Raw genomic sequence first — 18,529 nt, 5'->3', positions numbered from 1 at the left:
TTATAATACACTAAGCTTATTGTAAAGGATAAAAATGTTTAATGGTTTAATAAGAGAATGTGGCTTTATAAAAAACTATTCAAATAATGAATTAAGATTAATTTCAAAACTAAAACCAAACATAGGAGATAGCGTAGCAACTAATGGAGCTTGTCTTAGTGTGATAAAAACTCATAATGACGGCTTTAGTCTAAATCTTAGTAGTGAAACTCAAAAAATAATCAAACCTTTTAAAGTAGGTGAAAAAGTGCATACTGAATTAGCAATGCAAGTAGGAGATAGGATTGATGGGCATATTTTAAGTGGGCATATTGATGGGCTCGGTAAAATCATTAAGATAAATAATCTTGCTAGTGGGATAGATTTTTATATAAGTCTTGATGAAAAATTAATGCCTTTTGTGTGTAATAAAGGCAGCATCGCAATTGATGGAGTAAGCCTTACTATCAATGAAGTTTTAAACAATTCTATAAGACTTACAATAATTGATATTACTTTAAAAGATACTTTATTTAATTCATATAAAATCAATGATTTAGTAAATGTAGAAACTGATATTTTGGCAAGATATGTTCATAGAATGCTAAATTATAAAAATAACTCACTTACTTGGGATGATATTGATAGAATTAGTGCTATTTATTAGGAGTTTTTATGAATGAAGAAATTATGTTAAGAGCTTTAGTGCAAAAAGCACAAGAGATGGATGATGAGTATTTGGCAAATGAAAAATTAGTAAAAATGCTTATTAAAAAACAAGTATCATTTGATAATTACGATAAAATAAACGAGTTTTTAAACTTTATAAAAGACGCTAAAACAAACGCTCAAAAAAGCAAATAAAAAATAATTAAGATATTTAATAATCAATGAATTATTAAATATCTAATTTAAATTCCACGCAAAAGCTCTTCGGCTCGTTGCAATAGTATATGTTTGCATTGTGAGCGTTGCAGATTTGTTTGCATAATGCTAAGCCTAAGCCATTGCCTTTTAGCTTAGTTGTATTGAATGCTTCAAAAAGATTAGTAAGATTTGCTATCTTTTCGCCACTATCAAAAACACTAATTTTATATATATTATTTATAATTTCTCCTTTGACTTTGATAGTGCCATTTTCTTCACAAGCATCAATTGCGTTATAGATTAAATTACTTAAAACTAAGCTTATTAAAGACTTATCAGCACTAATTGTAAATGGAGCAAAAGTGCATTCGCTTAGAATTATCTCATCACTATTATTATAGGTATTAAAGACATTTTGGCATTCGTTTTCAAATTCTTGCAAATTAAACTCATATTTATTTAGCTTAAATCCACGAGTAAAAAGTAAAGTGCTCTCAATTATTCTCTCAACCCTTTTAATCGCATCTTGCATTTGCATTACAATATGTTTATTTTTAAGCTCAACCTTACTAAAAAGCACCCCTGCTAAAAGCGAAACTGAGCCTATTGGATTTCTAATCTCGTGAGCTAAATTAGCCGCTACTTGACCCATAGAAACAAGCCTTTCATCTCGCTTTTCTTTAGTAATATTTGTAGCCATTATTAGGTGCTTATCAGCGTATTTTATAGATTTGATTTGATAAAAATTGTTTAAAAATTCTAATTCATAATGCTCTTTATTAAGGTCAATTTGCCTAAATAATTCATCACTTGCTAATTTGTTTTTCACTACTAGATTTTGATTTTCATCCAAAACCCAAATAGCACTTGGTAAAATCTCAATGATTTCATTTATCATTAGCATTAAACTATCATAAGAAGTCTTTAAAGCCTTGTATTCATTCTCTACTACATAAGTTTGCTCAATTAACGCCTTTAGCCCATCAGCAAAACTCTGCTTATCTGATAAATCTAAGCTATCTAAAATATTTTTATTCATAAATGTCCTTTAATTTTTTAATTATCTTAGCAGTTTTTATAAAAACAAAAAGAATTTAAAATTAGAATTTATATAGTATTTCACATTATAGAATATCTTTAAAAAGAGAAAATAGTAGCAATTATGGAAAAATAAATTATATTTTTTTGATTTTAGCCATTAAGGCTAAAATCTAATTATTCTCCTAATAAATCCTTATTAAGTCTTGCGGCAAAGCCTGTTGCTTTGTGGTTTTTGTATTCTTTAATGATTTCGCCGTTTTCATCTAGGATAAAGCACGAGCGAATAAGCCCTTCGTATTCTTTACCATAATTTTTCTTAATCCCCCAAGCACCAAATAGCTTAGCCACTTCTTTCAATTCATCGCTTAATAAAATCTGATTTAAGCCGTATTCAGCTTTAAATTTCGCTAGTTTTTCACACTTATCAGGGCTAATTCCAATCAGCACATATCCTGCATTAAGCAATTTATCAAAACTCTCACTTAATTCACAATTTTGCTTGGTACAACCTGGAGTGTAAGCTTTTGGATAAAAAAACACTATCACCTTTTTACCGCGAAAATCACTTAGATTAATCGCTACTTCATCTTGATTTAATAAAGTAAATTCCATATTTAATCCTTTAAAACTTCTTTTATGATATTTGCTAAGCATTCTAATTGATTAGGTAAAACGCTCCTTAAATCAATTATTATGCTATCTTTATCATAATTAGCCACTACGCCTTTATTTAAAAGTTCGTTTATCTTGCATTTATTAGCCTTAATTTTTAAAGCATAGCCGCTTAGTAATTTTTCAGGCATTGAGCCACCCCCTACTAGACTTTTGCTCTCTACGATTTCGCCAAAATTTATTAGCTCTTGCAAGGTTTTTGCTTTGTTTAAGACTTGAGATTTTGTATCATTTAATAAAGCTAAGCTTGGTAGATTTGCATAGTCTTTATTTAAATAATTTTTAACAGCTTTTGTAAGTATTAATAAGCTAGTTTTATTTAGCCTAAACATTCTTAAAAGCTGATTTTTGCGTAATTTTTCAATTAGTTCTTTTTTACCTAAAATAATTCCTGCTTGAGTGCTAGAAAACAATTTATCCCCACTAAATGAAACCAAGCTAATACCTTTAGATATTAGGCTTTTTACACTAGGTTCATCTTTTAAACTATCATTTATTAAATCCACATAGCCACTACCTAAATCATAATAAAATATTTTTTCATTTTTACAAGCTAAATCATTTAGGCTAATCGCATCTACTTCTTGGCTAAATCCACCGATATAAAAGTTTGATTTATGAGTTTTTAAAATCATTTTTGCATTGTTTAATTCGGCTTCATAATCGCTCATCTTAGTCTTGTTAGTAGTCCCTACTTCAATAAGCCTTGCTCCACTTTCACGCATCACATCGCTTACTCTAAATCCCCCACCAATTTCTACTAGCTCGGCTCTACTTGTAATTACACCTTCGTTTTTACCTAAAGTATTTAATACTAAAAACACAGCAGCAGCGTTATTATTTACCACAAGTGCATCTTCGCAACCAAAAAGCATTTTTAAATAAAATATGAGATTTTCATCTCTTTTACCCCTTGCATTGCTTTCTAAATCAAATTCTAAATTAATATTATTAGTATGAAAAGCCTTTAATTCATCATAATCACTCTCACTCATTAAAGCACGACCAAGATTTGTATGAAGCACCACACCAGTAGCATTTATCAATGCTCTTGGCTCTTTTAATAGCCTTTTATTAATTCTTTCATTAAGCTCTTTGAGTATCATCTCGTAACTTTGCTCTTTATTAGTAGCTCTTAGTTCATTTATTAATTCTTTAGCCAAAAAGCTAACTAAAAAACTAGGTTTATCATTAAAGGCATTAATTAATTTTGATATTTGTGGTAGCATTTTAAAATCCTTAAATATTTTTTAAAATACTAGCAAGGAAAGGTAAAAATGAAAGAATTTGCATATTTAAAAAAGGCTGATTTTATAGATGATTTAGGCAAAAATATAGCCGTTATAAATAGCCCTACTAATGAGAAATTTCTAATAGCAAATGATAAGGCTTTAAATGCTTTAATCTATGCTCCTGAAATTGATTTTTATATAAAAAACTCAAGTGCTTTTAATAATGAAAAATTAGAAAAATTATATGAAGCAAGAGCTATTAATTATGATTATTCAAGTGAGATTAATTTATATGCGAATATTGATAAAAGAATTTGCATATTATTTGATGATAAAGATTTAAAAAATAAATTAATAGATAATGGTTATAAGGCTGTTTGTGTTAGTGAATTTGAGTTTGTTTATGGTGGGATTGGCTCACTTGTAGTAGTTACTAAAGAAGGCGAATTAGATTGTGATTTAGCTATTTCACAAACAAAACTAAACAATCACGCAGTATTAATAAATCATGAAAATATATTGCAAGATTTAAATTCTTTAACGGGTAAAATTAGCTTTACAAGAAAGATTGAGTTTAATTCAAGTTTATGCCAATTAGACGGGCGTAGGAGTGAGCATTGTGGTTGGTGCGTTGAGGCCTGTCCTAGCGTGGCTTTAAGCACTGATGATAAAAAAATCATAATAAGCGAAATTGATTGTATTAATTGTGCAAAATGCGTAAGCGTATGTCCTACTAATGCACTTGAGTTTTGTGAGTTTAATAAAGATTGCATAAAAGAAATTAGCAAAATCTATGAAAACGAGCAAATAATAATAACTCAAAATTATGATAATGATTTTAATATAAAGCATTTTTTACCATTTAATATACCTTTTGATTTATTAGATGAATTAATACTTTTACATTTAATAAACACAAGTGGTAAAAGCATTGCGATAGTTGGAGATATTAGCGAATTTTTAGCTGAAAAAATCAACCTAGTAAATGATATTTGCAAGGCAATCACAGGAAAAATAGCTATACATGTAAATGCAAATTTAGATGAAATTCCAAATGAATTGATAAAAGAATTTAAATCAAGCGAAAGTAATTTTATACTAAATAAAAGAGAGCTTTTTGGCTTAAAAATCTCTTCTATGTTAAATAATTTAAATAAAGGCGTAATCACTGCTAAAAATTATGCAAAAATTAGCATAAATGAAAGCACTTGCACCCTTTGTGCTTCTTGTGCTGGGGCTTGTAATACGAACGCAATTTTAGCTGATAGTAAAGAAAATGCTATTAAATTTAACGCATCATTATGCACAAGTTGTGGATATTGTATAAATTCTTGTGCTGAAAAAGATACTATTTTTATACAAAAAGATATTTTAGAACTAAATCCGATTAGCTTTACTCATAAAACTTTAGCTAAAGATGAATTGTTTGCTTGTATTGAGTGTGGTAAAGAATTTGCTACTAAAAAATCAATTGATAAAATAGCTGGTATTTTAGGGGCAGCTTTTAGCTCTGATGTTACGAAAAAATACTCGCTTTATTGCTGTGCTGATTGTAAGGCTAAGATAATGATGCTAAAACAAGCTCAAGTTTTTGATGATACAAATAGTTTTTTTGCACCACTTGAAGAAAAATTAAATAAATTTTTGAAAGGTTAAAATGAACGAAGAATTAAATATAACTAGGTCATATTTTTACGAATTTTGTGCTAGAGCAATTAGCTTTATGAATAATGATGATTTTAATACTTTAAGAGAACAAGCTAAGTTTTTTTATGATAATTTAGATGATTTAAAAGATGATTTTAAAGTAATTTTAGATACTGATTATGCAGCTTATAAAGATGAGCAAAATGCTGTTTTTTATGATTTTTCTTATGTAAATGTGCCTACTGATGCTAGTTTTTATGATGAAGGGCGTGATAATGGCAAAATGAGAATAATTGCAACAGGAATTTTAAAAAGAGCTAATTTAATCAAAAACGCAAATCTTAGCGATAATGAAGATAGTATGAATTTCTTATTTTACTTAGGTAGTATCTTATGTAAAAATAATGATGAGTTGTGCCAAGAGCTATTTTCAAGAATTATTAATGAAGTTGTAGATGAGTTTTGTGAAAAACTACAAACTCATAAAAACTCAAAAATATTTACTCATATTGCAAATATAATATCTTATTTAATACAAATTGAAAGGGCATTTTATAGTGTAAATGCACCTGCTAAAAAAGAATCGGTTGCTGATATTGCATTGCAAAGAATACCTTATGAACCAAGACTTCCAACCGAGTTTTCAAAAATCAATATGAGTGAGCTAACTAGCTTTAAAGAAAATATAGAATAAGTTTTATAAAGGAATAAAATGAAGATAATGTTTGTATGTTTAGGCAATATTTGTCGCTCTCCTATGGCTGAGTTTATTATGAAAGACTTATGCAAAAATAAAGAATTTAAAATAACAAGTTCAGGAACAGCAGGCTATCACGATGGAGAAGATATGCATATAGGCACGAAAAAACTTTTAAAAAATAAAAATATTGAATGCGATAATTTCGTATCAAAAAAACTCACAAAAAAATTATGCCAAGAATATGATTTAATCCTTACTATGGACGAGAGTAATTATAAAGATGTTTTAAATAATTTTTATGAGTTTAAAGACAAAGTAAAACCAATATGTTCTTATTGTGATTTAGGATATAAAAATGTGCCTGACCCTTGGTATACAAATAATTTTGATGAAGTTTATATGATTTTAAATAATGCTTGTAAAAACATTTTAAAAGAAATTGAAAATAATAAGATTTAGCTAAAAACTAAATCTTATCTAAATATCTGAAATGTAAAAAACTCTGATTTGTATTCATCATTCATTTTCTCATATTGTGATATAGCTGATTCATAATTTTTTGCTTCGTGATAAAGTAAAGCTAAAGCCAATCTTGATTCAAGATTGCTTGGATTTTTTACACGAGATAGCTCAAGTAAGGCTATAGCTGAATTATTATGCCCTGCTCCAATAGCTGCAACACTAGCTAAAAATAAAATATCAGAATCTTCAATATGATAATCATCAATCAAACTATTATAAATTGCAAAACTCTCTTCAAATTCATTAGCATAAATATCTATATAAGCAAGTGCTTTTAAAGCTCCTATGTCTTCATTAGTTTTTAAATATTGCTTTAATTTTTCTCTTTCTTGTTGTAAAAGACCTGAAATCTGCATTAATTTTACATAGTTATACCCTACTATTTTAGCACCACCAAATAATGAGCGATAATCTAATTTTTTGTTAAGAAAATACATTTGAACATCTTTAGCATAGGCTTTTACATCTTTTTTATTGTTTTTTAAAGAAAAATATAAAATATTTGCGATTATGTCATTATCACTTAAGTCTATTAAAACTTTTGATTTATCTATCATCTTATCGTAATCATTTTGCATATAAAATCCAAGAATTTCTAAACTAATATTACTAATATTATTTGTATTAGTTTGGTTCAAAAAACCTTGCATATTTACATAATCTTTTTTCTTAATTGAAAGCAATGCTAAATAATAATTTCTATCTTTTTCATCTTCAACATAATTTAAATTATATTGTAAATCTTGCTCTAATTTCGTAGTATCATCATATAACAAATCCGAACAAAATAAAGCATAAATTCCTGCTCTTAAATCCTTAGGGTCTAAATGATAACTAGCTAAAAAGTGTTTTTTTGCTAAATCATATTTGCCTAAGAGTGCATATGCTAAACCTAAATCATATTGCAAAATACTATGCTGTGGATAAAGCTTTACTAATTCTTCTAATAACTCACTAGCACTCTTTATATCATAACTAAAAGCATAATTTAAAGCTTTTGTAATTTGTATATTTATCTTTGATAAAGTTTGACTATTTTTAAGATAATTTGAGCTTTTATCTAAATCATCTAAGTAAATATTAACATTTGCCTTATTTATCATTTTAGTCGCACTTGTCGCATCAAATACTTTAAAAGGCGAAAAATAAAATATCAAATCATATTTTTGTTGCTTTGAATCTATAAAGGTTTTTTCATAAGTATGTTGAGCGTAATTTATATCAAATATCCTATCATCTATGGTTGTTTTGACATTATAGCTTGACTTAAGCCACTCTAAATCATTTTTTTCTAATTCTTTTAAAAACCTTGAAGCTTCTTGATATTCTGCTAATTTTATATCAACTAAAGCTAAAGCTAATTTTGTCTCTTTTGGTTTTATTCTTTTTTCAAGTGCATTTTTTAAATAAAATCTTGCTTTGTTATATTCAGCATTTCTTGCATAAAGTAATCCTAAAGATAAATTTTTATCATAAGAATCTTGTAAATTAATCTCTCTTATAGAATCAGAACTTTTATTAAATGAGCTTAATATTTTTGCTCTTAAATATCTTGCGTCGTTTTGATAAAGTGGATGGATTTGTTTATTTAATGCTTGTAAAGCTTCAGGATAAAATCCTTTATAAAAATTCACTAAACCCAAGTAATAATAATAAAGGCTTGAGTTTTTTTCATTACTTAAATAAGAATATGCTAAATCTATATAATATTTAAATTCTTTATCTTTTTGTAATTTTAAAGCACAAACAGCAGCATTTAAAGCAGCCACCGTGTTATTTTCATTATTTTCTAAAGCCTTTTGAAAACTCTCTAAAGCTCCTTTATAGTTTGCTTGTTTCATTCTTGAAACTCCTAAATTATAATGCGAAAAACTCTCATTATATTTAGCTATATTTTCATATATTTTTAAAGCTTCACTTTTGTTTCCACTCTCGTATAAAGCATTGGCTTTTGCCACCATTAAATCTAATTTTTGGCTTTTAAATTGTTGAATGCTTATTTTTGGCTCTATTAGCTCATTTTGCTCAACTTTAATTTCTTTTGACTTATCTTGAGTAAAAATTAAAAAAAGTAAAACTACTAATAAAATAATAATAAGTAAAGAAAGTCCAGCGATTAAAATTATACTTTTTTTGCTGAACTTACTTTGTTTTACTGGAAGAGTATTTCCTTCTTCAATAACAATTACTTGTTCTTCTGCCATACTTTATCTTACATATATTTTTGTAATACTTCAGGTATTGCTATTGTGCCATCTTCTCTTTGATAATTTTCCATAATAGCTACTAAAGTCCTACCTACTGCAAGGCTTGAACCATTTAGTGTATGAGCTAATTTGTTTTTACCATTTTCATCTTTATATCTTATTTTTGCGCGTCTTGCTTGAAAATCATAACAATTACTAACAGAGCTAATTTCACGATATTTATTTTGTGCTGGTAGCCACACTTCTAAATCAACTGTTTTTCCTGCACTAAAGCCCAAATCCCCACTACAAAGCATTAAATGTCTATGAGCTAAACCTAAGCTTGTTAATAAATCACTTGCGCAACTAAGCATATCTTCAAATACTTTATCGCTATCTTCTTGAGTGCTAATGCTTACAAGTTCAACTTTTCCGAATTGGTGTTGGCGGATAATTCCTTTTGTATCACGCCCTGCACTTCCTGCTTCTTTTCTAAAACAAGGTGAATAGCAAGTCATTTTGATAGGCAATTCATTTAAAGCTATAATTTCATCATTATATAGATTTGTTACACTAACTTCACTTGTAGGGATTAAATACAATTCTTCGCCATCAATTTTGAATAAATCATCTTTAAATTTAGGTAATTGTCCTGTGCCAAACATAGTATTAGCATTTACAATATAAGGAGTATTTACAAACTCAAATCCTCTTGAGCGGTTAAAATCTATCATATAATTATATAATGCTCTTTCAAGTCTTGCACCTTCACCGCGTAAAGCTACAAAACGACTTTTAGCAACTTTTACACCACGCTCAAAATCAAGCCAACCAAGTGCTACACCTAAATCGTGATGGTCTTTTGGAGTGAAATTAAATGTTGGTGGAATTAATACCTTTTTAATCTCTACATTTTCTTCTTCATCATTTCCAATAGGCACACAATCAGCTATTAAATTTGGAATACAAGCTGCAATTTCATTTAATTTAGCTTCACTTACGCTTACTTTTTCATTTAATTCAGCTATTTTTTTCTTATTTTCATCTAAAGACTTTTTAAGCTCACTTATATCTTCTCCTGATTTTGCTTTAAGTCCCATTTCTTTTGAGAATTTGTTTTGAAAACTTTGGGCGTTTTCTAATTCTATTTTTAACGCTTTTGTATCATTGTAGCTATCTAATAAACTTTTTAAAACTCCATCATCTACTTTTTTTGCTTTTAATTTTTGATTAAAAACTTCATAATTTTCTTCAATTTTTCTTAAATCTATCATAATTTCTCCTTATAAACTTAAAGCTTTATAAACTTGTTGCATTTTATTTTGCGCTAATATACTAGCTTTTTTTGCACCATCGTTTAATATATCAGCAATTTCTTTACCTTGCAATAATCTTTCATACTCACTTCTAGCCTTGTCAAAATACTCCCAAATAACATCACATAAATACAATTTAAAATGTCCGTATCCTTCTCCACCTTTTTCATACCTTGCACGAAGACTTGCTAAATCATTTTCATCTAAAAATAATTCAGCAATTTTATATATATTACAATTTTTCCAATCCTTAGGCTCTTCAATAGGAGTGCTATCGCTTACTATTTTATTTACTTGTTTTTTAAGTTGTTTATAACTTGTGAAAATATCAATAGTATTGCCATAGCTTTTACTCATTTTAGCACCATCTGTGCCTACTATTGTTTGAGTATTTTCATCAACTAATGCTTCAGGGATAGTAAATACATTTCCAAATTCATTATTAAATTTAATTGCAATATCTCTTGTAATTTCTAGGTGTTGAATTTGGTCTTTTCCAACAGGAACTAATGGTGCATCAAACAATAAAATATCAGCCGCCATTAAAACAGGATATGAAAATAAGCCGTGATTTGCACTAAGACCTTTTGCTATTTTATCCTTATATGAATGTGCTCTTTCAAGTAATCCCATAGGAGTAAATTGCGATAGTATCCAATAAAGTTCTAAGACTTCTTTAACATCACTTTGTAAATAAAATATACTTTTATTTGGATTTAATCCTAAAGCTAAAAATGCAGCTGCTGCTTTATTAATATTATCTTTAAAATTACTAGCTGTTTTTTTATCCTTTAAAATACTTGTCATAGCGTGATAATTTGCAATAAACATTATCATTTCATTATCATTTTGTCTTTTCATCATTGGAGCTATTGCTCCAAAATAATTGCCTATATGCAAATCCCCACTTGGCTGAAGTCCTGTAAAAATTCTCATTTGTTCTCCATATCTTTACTTGTAATTTAAAATTTATGCTTAATATAGAGCAAAAAAATTAATAAAGGAGCTTAAATGCTATATGATTTAGTAGTAATAGGTGCAGGTCCAGCAGGAATTGCAAGTGCTTATGAAGCACATAAAAATGGTTTAAAAAATGTTTTATTAATAGAAAAAGCAGCAGAGAATTGTCAAACTTTTAGAACTTATTATAAAGATGGAAAAAGAGTTGATAAAGTTTATAATAAAATTGATATTCCAAACTTAGGAAATATACCTTTTGAAGACGGAACAAAAGAAAGCTCATTAGAATTATTTACAAGCCTTTGCGATGGTTCTTTTGAAGTAATGTTTTCAAATGAAGTTGAAAAAATCAAACAAGTTGATGGAAATTTAGTTGTATATTCAAGTAAAGGCGAATTTAAAACAAAAAATGCAGTAATTTCAATAGGTAGAATGGGAAAACCAAATAAACCAAGTTATAAACTACCTTCAAAATTAAGTAAAGTTATCAATTTTAACGCAAACGACGCTAAAGAAAATGAAAAAATCTTAGTAGTTGGTGGTGGTAATAGTGCTGTTGAATACGCTGTTGATTTAAGCAAAAAAGCAAATGTTACATTATGCTATAGAAGAGCTGAATTTAGTAGAATTAATGAAATAAATCATAAAAATGTATATGAAGCAAAACTTACTTTAAAATTAGCAACTGATATTAGCGAAGTAAATGAAGTAGATAACAAACCTGAAGTTACTTATACTAATGGTGAAAAAGAGATTTTTGATAGGATAATTTATGGAATTGGCGGCTCTACTCCAGTTGATTTTCTAACAAATAGTGGAATAGAAATTGATGATAAAGGCGTTCCTACTTTTGATACAAATATGCAAAGTAATGTTAAAAATATTTTCGTAGCAGGAGATATTGCTAGTAAAAATGGAGAAAGCATAATAACTGCTTTAAATCACGCTAAAAAAATTGCTGATTATATTATTAAGGGTTAAGCTTGGCTAAGAAGAATTTAACACTATATAGCTTAGGTGCTTGTGCTGTTATTTTAGGTGGAATTTATTTTGTAATTCCATCTAAAGACACAAAAACAAACCAAACACCAATAAAACCACAAGTAAAAATAGAGCAAAAACAACAAACAAAACAAGTGCAATTGCCAAAACTTGAAGAACAAAACTATAAGATATTAAATGATAGAATTGTAAAGCTTACAAAGCAAATAGAAAGCTTAAAAAATAGCAATACCAAAGCCAATGAAATAGAAAATCTATATCAAGAAATTGAAAAATTAAAAATACAAAACGAACAATTAGAAACCAAGAATAATGAATTAGTTCATCGTTTAAATAACGAAAGTTTATTAGTAAATGAAAATAGCAAAAATTCATATCATCAAATGATAGATAAGCTAAATGAAGATTTAGCAAATTATAAAAGCGAAAATGATAGTTTAAAATTAAGCTTAAATGATAAAGAAAACGCTGTTAAAAATCTAAATTCTTTACTAGGAACTCTTAGTAATCAAAAACAAATGGACGAATTTGAACACGATAATTTAGCAAGAAAATTGCAAGATGAATTAGATAAAGCAAATGCAAAAATCATAGCAAATCAAAAAAATTACACAGATGTGGTTAAAGAAAATGATATTTTAAAACAAAGAGTAAAAAATCTAGGGAATTTAGAAAGTGTAAATGCTGAATTAAGTAAAGTAAATAATGAACTTAACTTAAAAAATCTTGAATTAAGTAAAGAAATAAAAGCAGCAAGTAAGCTAAATGATGAATTAAAAAGCAATAATAATTCTGATTTTGTAAAGCTTAATTTGGATAATAAAAATCTCCAAGCAAAATTAGATGATGCTAAAACTTCAATATTAAAACTAAATCAAGTTAAAAATGATTTGGAACAAAAATTAGATAATTTAAAAAATATTGAAAAACAAAGAGATGAATTAAAAAATGAAGTTTTTCAGGCAAAACTAGAACTTGAAAAATCTAAAAACGAACAAACTAAAGTGATTAAGGATTTAAGTGATAAAAGCCAAAATTCACTTGATAATCTTACAAAAGAGCTAAATAAAGTTAATGAATCTAATGCTAAATTACAAGATAAAAATACAAAAAATGAAATAGCATTAAAAGATATGCAACTAAAAAATAAAGAACTAGAATTAGACTCAAAGAAAAAAGAAAAAGATTTAAGTGAAACAATAGCAAAGCTTCAAAAAATTGATGAGCAATTAAAAGCAAGTAGTGCAAATAATATGGATTTAAAAACAAAATTAGATAATTTACAAAAAGAAAAAATAGAATTAACCACGCAATTAAATAAAATTAATAATGAGTTTTTAAACTATAAAAACGATAGCTTAAGTAATAAACAAAACGATGTTAAGGACTTAAATAATAAACTTTACGAAAGTTCAAAAGCTTATGATGAGCTAAATGTAAAATATATAGCTTTAAAAGAAGAATATGCGGCTAAAGAACTAGATAATAATAAAGCAAAACAAGAAAACAAAACACTTTTAGATGAAATTGAACAACTAAAATTAACTATTAGTAAGGATACAAATTCTGAAAGAGTTTTAGCCTTAGAAGAAGAAAAAGATAAGCTATTAAAACAACTAAATGAAATAAATATCAAAACTTTAAATAACTATAATCAAGAAAATAGCGAACTAATAGCAAAAAAAGAAAAAATTCAAGAATTAGAAAAAAAACTTGAATTAGCTCAAAAAGGAAGTTCGTTAAATACAAATAGTTTAAAACTACAAGATACTTTTGTTTGTGATGATATAAAATCAGGAGTAATTGGACTTAGTAAAACTTGCTCGCTTGAACTTGATAAATTCTTAGCAAAATATAATCAAAATTATTTATATGAGATAACTCCTATAATTGATGATAGTGGCTTTAAGAGTTTAAGTGCTATTGATGGAGTTCATATGGCTAGCAAAGAAGTGCAAAGATTAACTCGCTTAGCTAATTTTGGATTATCAAAAGATAGAACAAAAAGTGCTGCAAGTTATATAAAATCAAAAATTCCTAATGCACTAATTAGCTCAAGTTTAGAGCCTGAATACTCAAAAGACAATAAAAAAGGCTTTATTTTAAGAGTTTATAAATGATAATTTATCAATATAAAAACGGCTATCGCTACAATAGTGATAGCATAATTTTATATGATTTTATAAATAAAGATAAGCTTAAAGGAATAGGACTTGATATTGGTGCTGGAAGTGGAATTTTAAGCCTATTATTAAGCGAAAATAAAAATATAAAAATAGATGCAATTGATATTCAAGAAGAAAATGTAAAACTATGCAAAAAAAATTATGAAAAAAATAATCTTGATTATAAAGTAATTTTAGGTGATATTAAAGATTATAAAGTTTATAATTATTATGATTTTATAATCTCTAATCCACCATTTTATTCTAAAATGCAAGCACAAAATAAGCATTTAAATATTTCAAGACATATTGATTTTTTGCCACTTGAAATATTGTTAAAAAGTGCTGATAAATTATTAAAACCAAAAGGTTTTTTATATTTTTGTTATGATGCTAAAAAAATTGATTTAATATTTGAAACCTTAAAAAATACGAATTTAAAATGCGAAATAATAAGATTTATTCACACAAAAGCCGAAAAACCATCAAATTTAGTATTAATTAAAGCAAGAAAATTAAGCAAAAGTGATGTGCTGATTTTGCCACCTTTAATATGTAACGATAGTAATGGCACAACAAAAGAATTTAATTCAATTTATCAAAATATCAAGGTTCAAAGTTATGATTTACAATAAAGATTACTCATATTCATTTGATGAGAGTAAATGTAGTGAGTGTGGCGGTAAGTGTTGCACGGGTGAGAGTGGTTATATATTTTTAACTAGCGATGAAATTATCCAACTAGCTAAGATAAAAAATACAACTTTTAATGATTTTGTTAATAAATATTGCATTAAAGTAGGCGTTAGGTTTAGCCTAATTGAAAAGCCATACAATAATGGCTTTGCTTGTATATTTTTTGATGAAATTAATAAAAATTGTGGAGTATATGAAGCAAGACCTATGCAATGTAGAACATTTCCGTTTTGGGAATATTTTAAAAATAACCTAAAGGAGCTTAAAAAAGAATGTATTGGGGTAAATTAATACTAATCTTATTAGCTAGTATTACTTTTGCTGATAGTATTGATGATTTGCGTTTAAACGCAATGTTAAACGAAAATAATAATGCTAAATTATCTAGCGAATCATATTTAAAATTATATGATGAAACAAAATTAAAAGCTTATTTAGAAAATGGAATAAAACAAGGTTTTATTGCTAATTTAAATATGGATAAAGCAGTAAATACTTTAAGAGATATTGATAAAGATAATAATTTAATCAAAAAACTAGATATTGTTAAATTAGTAGAACAAAAAAATTATAAACAAGCAAAAAAAGAATATTACAAATTCATATCAAAAAACGAAGATTTTACACTAGCTAATGCTATGAGTAAGGAGCTGTTTAATCAAGGATTAAAAAAAGAAGCCTTACAAATATCTAAAGATTATTATAAAAAATATAGCAATTTATACTCATTATATTTATATATTGAAATGCTTATGGCTAACGAAAAATATAAAGATGTAGTAAAACTAACAGAAGAATTTAATAAAACCGCAGAAGAAAATAATAAAGTAGATACAGAATTAGCTCCTTTTTTATTAATGCGTTTAAATGCTTTAAAAGCTCTTAATATGTGGGAGAAAACGATTAGATTAGACCCTAAAGGCTATTCAGAACAAATATTAAAATTATTTAAAGAAAAAGATTATAAAAATATCAAAGAATATACTAAATTAGTGCCTATAAATCCTGATTATTCATTGTTTTTATTGTATAGATTAGAAGCGCTTTATGAACTTAATAATTCTTCAGATATTGATGAGATTTTTAGCTTAGGAATGAAGCTTTATGAATTTACAAATAATAAAGATATTTTATACACAATAACTAAGAAATTATTGGAATTTAACAAGAAAAAAGAACTTTATGAAATAGCTAATTTAGATGATGAATTAGCTTATAAAGTATATTTTAATTTAAAAGAATATAAAAAACTTAGTGAATTTTTATATCAAAAAGCAATTAAAGAAAATAATAATAGTTATTTAATAGAATCATATATATACGAAATGCTAGATAATCCTAAAGAATTTGATTATTTCAAATTAGATGAATTAGTAGCTAAAGGTGGTGTTGCTCCTAATATGCTAAATATATATGCTTATACAATAATTGATGAAAAAATTGATATTGCAAAAGGTATAAAACTAATACAAAAAGCTTTAGAACAAGAACCTGATAATGCTTATTTTCTTGATACTTTAGCTTGGGGCTATTATTTAATAAATGATTGCAAAAATGCACAAGAAACTATGCAAAAAGTATTACAAAACGAAGATGTTTTAAATGAAGATGAAATAAAACTGCATAATCAAAGGATAAATAAATGCAAGAATTAAGCAAAGAAATTCTAATAAAAAGTCTTGGATTTAATCTGTTTTATCCAAGAGATTTAAGTGAATTTAAAAATGAAATAATTAAATTTAGCTATGACTTAAATGATTTAAATGATGCTTTTATTACCAGTGATTTTGATGAGCTAGGTTATGCTAGGCGTTATGTTAAAAAGCATTTATTTTATTATTCAAAAAACTTAAGCGAAGATGAATTAATCAAAGCTAGTATTTACGGAGCTGATGGGATTGTTTTGGATAAAATTGCTAATAATGATTTATTAAATCTTGCAAAAAATTGTGGTTTTAGCTTAGGATTTTTAGCTAAAAATAATATAGATTTATTTAAAGCTACCATAAAACAATTTGATATTTTTATTGCTAACGATAAATTATTAAAAAATGTTCCAAATACTAAATATAAAGGAATTCTTAATGCAACACCTAAAAGCACCTTGGCGTGATAAATATTTTAAAGAAGATAGAAGTTTATGTCCTTTTTGCGAAGTTAGTGAAGTGTTAGTTTATGAAGATGAATTATGTAGGGTTTTAATGAATAAATATCCTTATTCTCCAGGACATATTCTAATAACTCCTAGAAAGCATGTTGAGTTTTTAAACGATTTAGATGAGATAACTTGGCTTAGAATGGCAAAAATAGCTAGATTTGCTGAAAATATTATGAGAACAACCTTACACGCACAAGGAGTAAATATCGGACTTAATTTAGGCGATGCAGCAGGTGCTGGTATAGCAAAACATTTGCATTTACATGTCTTACCAAGATGGCATAAGGATACTAATTTTATAACCACTATTTGTGATACTAGAGTTATAGGGACTAGCCTAGATGAATTATATTTAAAGATAAAAGAGAGCTTTAAAAACTACAATGCAGCTAATTAGTGCTAAAGAATTTTTAAATACTAATAAAAATATTTTAATAGACGCAAGAAGTCCAAATGAATACAAAAAAGCACATTTAAAAAAAGCCTTAAACTTTTTTGCCTTAAATAACGAAGAGCATAAGTTAGTAGGGACAAAATATGCTACTAATAAATTTAACGCAAAGTTATTAGGAGCTAGTTTTATTTGCAAAAACACAAGCATTCATCTTAAAAAAATACAAAATATAGCAAATCCACATAAAGATGAAATATATATTTATTGTGCTAGGGGCGGTCAGCGAAGTGGTGCGATAGGTCATATTTTAAGTGAGATTGGATTTAAAGTCTATAAATGCGAAGGTGGTTTTAAAGAACTTAGAAACGAGATGATTTCATATCTTAATAGCTATCAAAATCCTAATTTTGTAAGCCTAGCAGGAAATACAGCTTGTGGTAAAACAAGGCTTTTAAAATTACTTGATAATAAAATAGATTTAGAAAAATTAGCCCATCATTTCGGCTCAACTTTTGGCTCTCGTGGGTTTTTACAACCTAGCCAACAGCAATTTGATATAAATCTAATAAATGAATTAAAAGCATTAAAAGATGCAAAAGTATTCATAGAAGCAGAGAGCAAAAACATAGGAACTATAACTTTATTTAATAATTTTTACGAGCAAATGAATAGCGGTATTAAGGTGTTTTGCGAAGCTAGTTTGGATATTAGAGTGCAAAATTGTGTGAATGATTATCAAAACATTAGCTCGGAATTTTTTTATTTTTGCCTTGAGAGATTAAAGCCTTATTTAGGAAATGCCTTAGTTTATGAGCTAAGCACTGCTTATAATAATAAGGATTTAAAAAGTGTAGCAAAAATACTTTTAATCAATTATTATGATAAGGTCTATAAAAAACCTAAGGAATTTGATTTATTATTAAATCTTGATGATTTAGAAAAAGCTAAAAACGAGTTAATGAAATTGTAATTTTATAATCTAAAGGATTTTT

General features: G+C 26.9%; 19 protein-coding genes. 13 read left to right on the top strand and 6 right to left on the bottom strand.

The window, feature by feature from the left end:
• Positions 1 to 34 precede the first annotated feature (34 nt).
• Complete coding sequence (locus AVBRAN9333_RS00585; protein WP_336609248.1) at positions 35 to 646, top strand: riboflavin synthase; 612 nt, start codon at positions 35 to 37, stop codon at positions 644 to 646.
• A gap of 8 nt (positions 647 to 654) precedes the next feature.
• A complete protein-coding gene (locus tag AVBRAN9333_RS00580; protein WP_214120047.1) occupies positions 655 to 843 on the top strand; it encodes a hypothetical protein in 189 nt (62 codons plus the stop codon).
• A gap of 34 nt (positions 844 to 877) precedes the next feature.
• On the opposite strand, the gene AVBRAN9333_RS00575 is transcribed toward AVBRAN9333_RS00580, so the two are convergent.
• The 3 genes from AVBRAN9333_RS00575 to selA form a co-directional block, all read right to left on the bottom strand.
• Positions 878 to 1,885 carry a sensor histidine kinase gene (locus tag AVBRAN9333_RS00575; RefSeq protein ID WP_214116717.1) on the bottom strand — a complete coding sequence of 336 codons (1,008 nt, stop codon included), beginning with the start codon at positions 1,883 to 1,885 and terminating at the stop codon, positions 878 to 880.
• Positions 1,886 to 2,061: 176 nt separating this feature from the next.
• Complete coding sequence (bcp, locus tag AVBRAN9333_RS00570) at positions 2,062 to 2,499, bottom strand: thioredoxin-dependent thiol peroxidase (protein ID WP_214116710.1); 438 nt, start codon at positions 2,497 to 2,499, stop codon at positions 2,062 to 2,064.
• A 2-nt stretch (positions 2,500 to 2,501) separates the two neighbouring features.
• Positions 2,502 to 3,788: an L-seryl-tRNA(Sec) selenium transferase gene (gene selA / locus AVBRAN9333_RS00565; protein WP_336609247.1), complete on the bottom strand. Its 1,287-nt coding sequence runs from the start codon at positions 3,786 to 3,788 to the stop codon at positions 2,502 to 2,504.
• Between the two features lie 48 nt (positions 3,789 to 3,836).
• Between selA and AVBRAN9333_RS00560 the strand changes: the two genes are divergently transcribed.
• Genes AVBRAN9333_RS00560 through AVBRAN9333_RS00550 form a run of 3 tightly spaced genes read left to right on the top strand, consistent with a single transcriptional unit; the run spans position 3,837 to position 6,597 of the window.
• Positions 3,837 to 5,447, top strand: a complete 1,611-nt coding sequence (locus AVBRAN9333_RS00560; RefSeq protein ID WP_336609246.1) for a 4Fe-4S binding protein — start codon at positions 3,837 to 3,839, stop codon at positions 5,445 to 5,447.
• A gap of 1 nt (position 5,448) precedes the next feature.
• Positions 5,449 to 6,132, top strand: a complete 684-nt coding sequence (locus AVBRAN9333_RS00555) for a hypothetical protein (RefSeq protein ID WP_336609245.1) — start codon at positions 5,449 to 5,451, stop codon at positions 6,130 to 6,132.
• Between the two features lie 18 nt (positions 6,133 to 6,150).
• Entirely contained in the window at positions 6,151 to 6,597 is a 447-nt protein-coding gene (locus AVBRAN9333_RS00550) for a low molecular weight protein-tyrosine-phosphatase (protein WP_214120053.1), read from the top strand.
• A gap of 14 nt (positions 6,598 to 6,611) precedes the next feature.
• Here AVBRAN9333_RS00550 and AVBRAN9333_RS00545 read toward each other — a convergent pair whose 3' ends face one another.
• The 3 genes from AVBRAN9333_RS00545 to trpS are packed head-to-tail and all read right to left on the bottom strand — an operon-like array spanning position 6,612 to position 11,098.
• Positions 6,612 to 8,864 (bottom strand): tetratricopeptide repeat protein, encoded by a 2,253-nt coding sequence (locus AVBRAN9333_RS00545; RefSeq protein ID WP_214120054.1) that lies wholly within the window; start codon positions 8,862 to 8,864, stop codon positions 6,612 to 6,614.
• Positions 8,865 to 8,872: 8 nt separating this feature from the next.
• Complete coding sequence (gene serS, locus AVBRAN9333_RS00540; RefSeq protein WP_214116697.1) at positions 8,873 to 10,120, bottom strand: serine--tRNA ligase; 1,248 nt, start codon at positions 10,118 to 10,120, stop codon at positions 8,873 to 8,875.
• Between the two features lie 9 nt (positions 10,121 to 10,129).
• The gene (gene trpS, locus AVBRAN9333_RS00535) at positions 10,130 to 11,098 is read right to left on the bottom strand and encodes a tryptophan--tRNA ligase (RefSeq protein WP_214116695.1); all 969 of its coding nucleotides are present in this window, start codon (positions 11,096 to 11,098) and stop codon (positions 10,130 to 10,132) included.
• A gap of 75 nt (positions 11,099 to 11,173) precedes the next feature.
• Between trpS and AVBRAN9333_RS00530 the strand changes: the two genes are divergently transcribed.
• Genes AVBRAN9333_RS00530 through mnmH form a run of 8 tightly spaced genes read left to right on the top strand, consistent with a single transcriptional unit; the run spans position 11,174 to position 18,507 of the window.
• On the top strand, positions 11,174 to 12,103 hold the full coding sequence (locus tag AVBRAN9333_RS00530; RefSeq protein WP_214116693.1) for an NAD(P)-binding domain-containing protein: 930 nt from the start codon (positions 11,174 to 11,176) through the stop codon (positions 12,101 to 12,103).
• Between the two features lie 2 nt (positions 12,104 to 12,105).
• Complete coding sequence (locus AVBRAN9333_RS00525) at positions 12,106 to 14,244, top strand: hypothetical protein (protein ID WP_336609244.1); 2,139 nt, start codon at positions 12,106 to 12,108, stop codon at positions 14,242 to 14,244.
• Positions 14,241 to 14,924, top strand: a complete 684-nt coding sequence (locus tag AVBRAN9333_RS00520) for a tRNA1(Val) (adenine(37)-N6)-methyltransferase (protein ID WP_214120057.1) — start codon at positions 14,241 to 14,243, stop codon at positions 14,922 to 14,924. Before AVBRAN9333_RS00525 ends, AVBRAN9333_RS00520 begins: the two co-directional genes overlap by 4 nt.
• Positions 14,911 to 15,276, top strand: coding sequence for a YkgJ family cysteine cluster protein (locus tag AVBRAN9333_RS00515; RefSeq protein WP_214116687.1), 366 nt, complete (start codon positions 14,911 to 14,913; stop codon positions 15,274 to 15,276). Before AVBRAN9333_RS00520 ends, AVBRAN9333_RS00515 begins: the two co-directional genes overlap by 14 nt.
• The gene (locus AVBRAN9333_RS00510; RefSeq protein WP_336609243.1) at positions 15,258 to 16,640 is read left to right on the top strand and encodes a tetratricopeptide repeat protein; all 1,383 of its coding nucleotides are present in this window, start codon (positions 15,258 to 15,260) and stop codon (positions 16,638 to 16,640) included. The genes AVBRAN9333_RS00515 and AVBRAN9333_RS00510 overlap by 19 nt, the downstream gene beginning before the upstream one ends.
• The gene (locus AVBRAN9333_RS00505) at positions 16,628 to 17,098 is read left to right on the top strand and encodes a hypothetical protein (RefSeq protein ID WP_214116683.1); all 471 of its coding nucleotides are present in this window, start codon (positions 16,628 to 16,630) and stop codon (positions 17,096 to 17,098) included. Before AVBRAN9333_RS00510 ends, AVBRAN9333_RS00505 begins: the two co-directional genes overlap by 13 nt.
• Positions 17,070 to 17,540: an HIT family protein gene (locus AVBRAN9333_RS00500; RefSeq protein ID WP_336609242.1), complete on the top strand. Its 471-nt coding sequence runs from the start codon at positions 17,070 to 17,072 to the stop codon at positions 17,538 to 17,540. The genes AVBRAN9333_RS00505 and AVBRAN9333_RS00500 overlap by 29 nt, the downstream gene beginning before the upstream one ends.
• Positions 17,527 to 18,507: a tRNA 2-selenouridine(34) synthase MnmH gene (gene mnmH, locus AVBRAN9333_RS00495; RefSeq protein ID WP_336609241.1), complete on the top strand. Its 981-nt coding sequence runs from the start codon at positions 17,527 to 17,529 to the stop codon at positions 18,505 to 18,507. The genes AVBRAN9333_RS00500 and mnmH overlap by 14 nt, the downstream gene beginning before the upstream one ends.
• The last annotated feature ends 22 nt before the right edge of the window (positions 18,508 to 18,529 follow it).

The organism is Campylobacter sp. RM9333, from assembly GCF_020137705.1.
GTDB lineage: Bacteria > Campylobacterota > Campylobacteria > Campylobacterales > Campylobacteraceae > Campylobacter_E.
The sequence above is the reverse complement of the archived record's forward strand: the minus strand, read 5'-3'. Positions and strand labels throughout refer to the sequence as shown.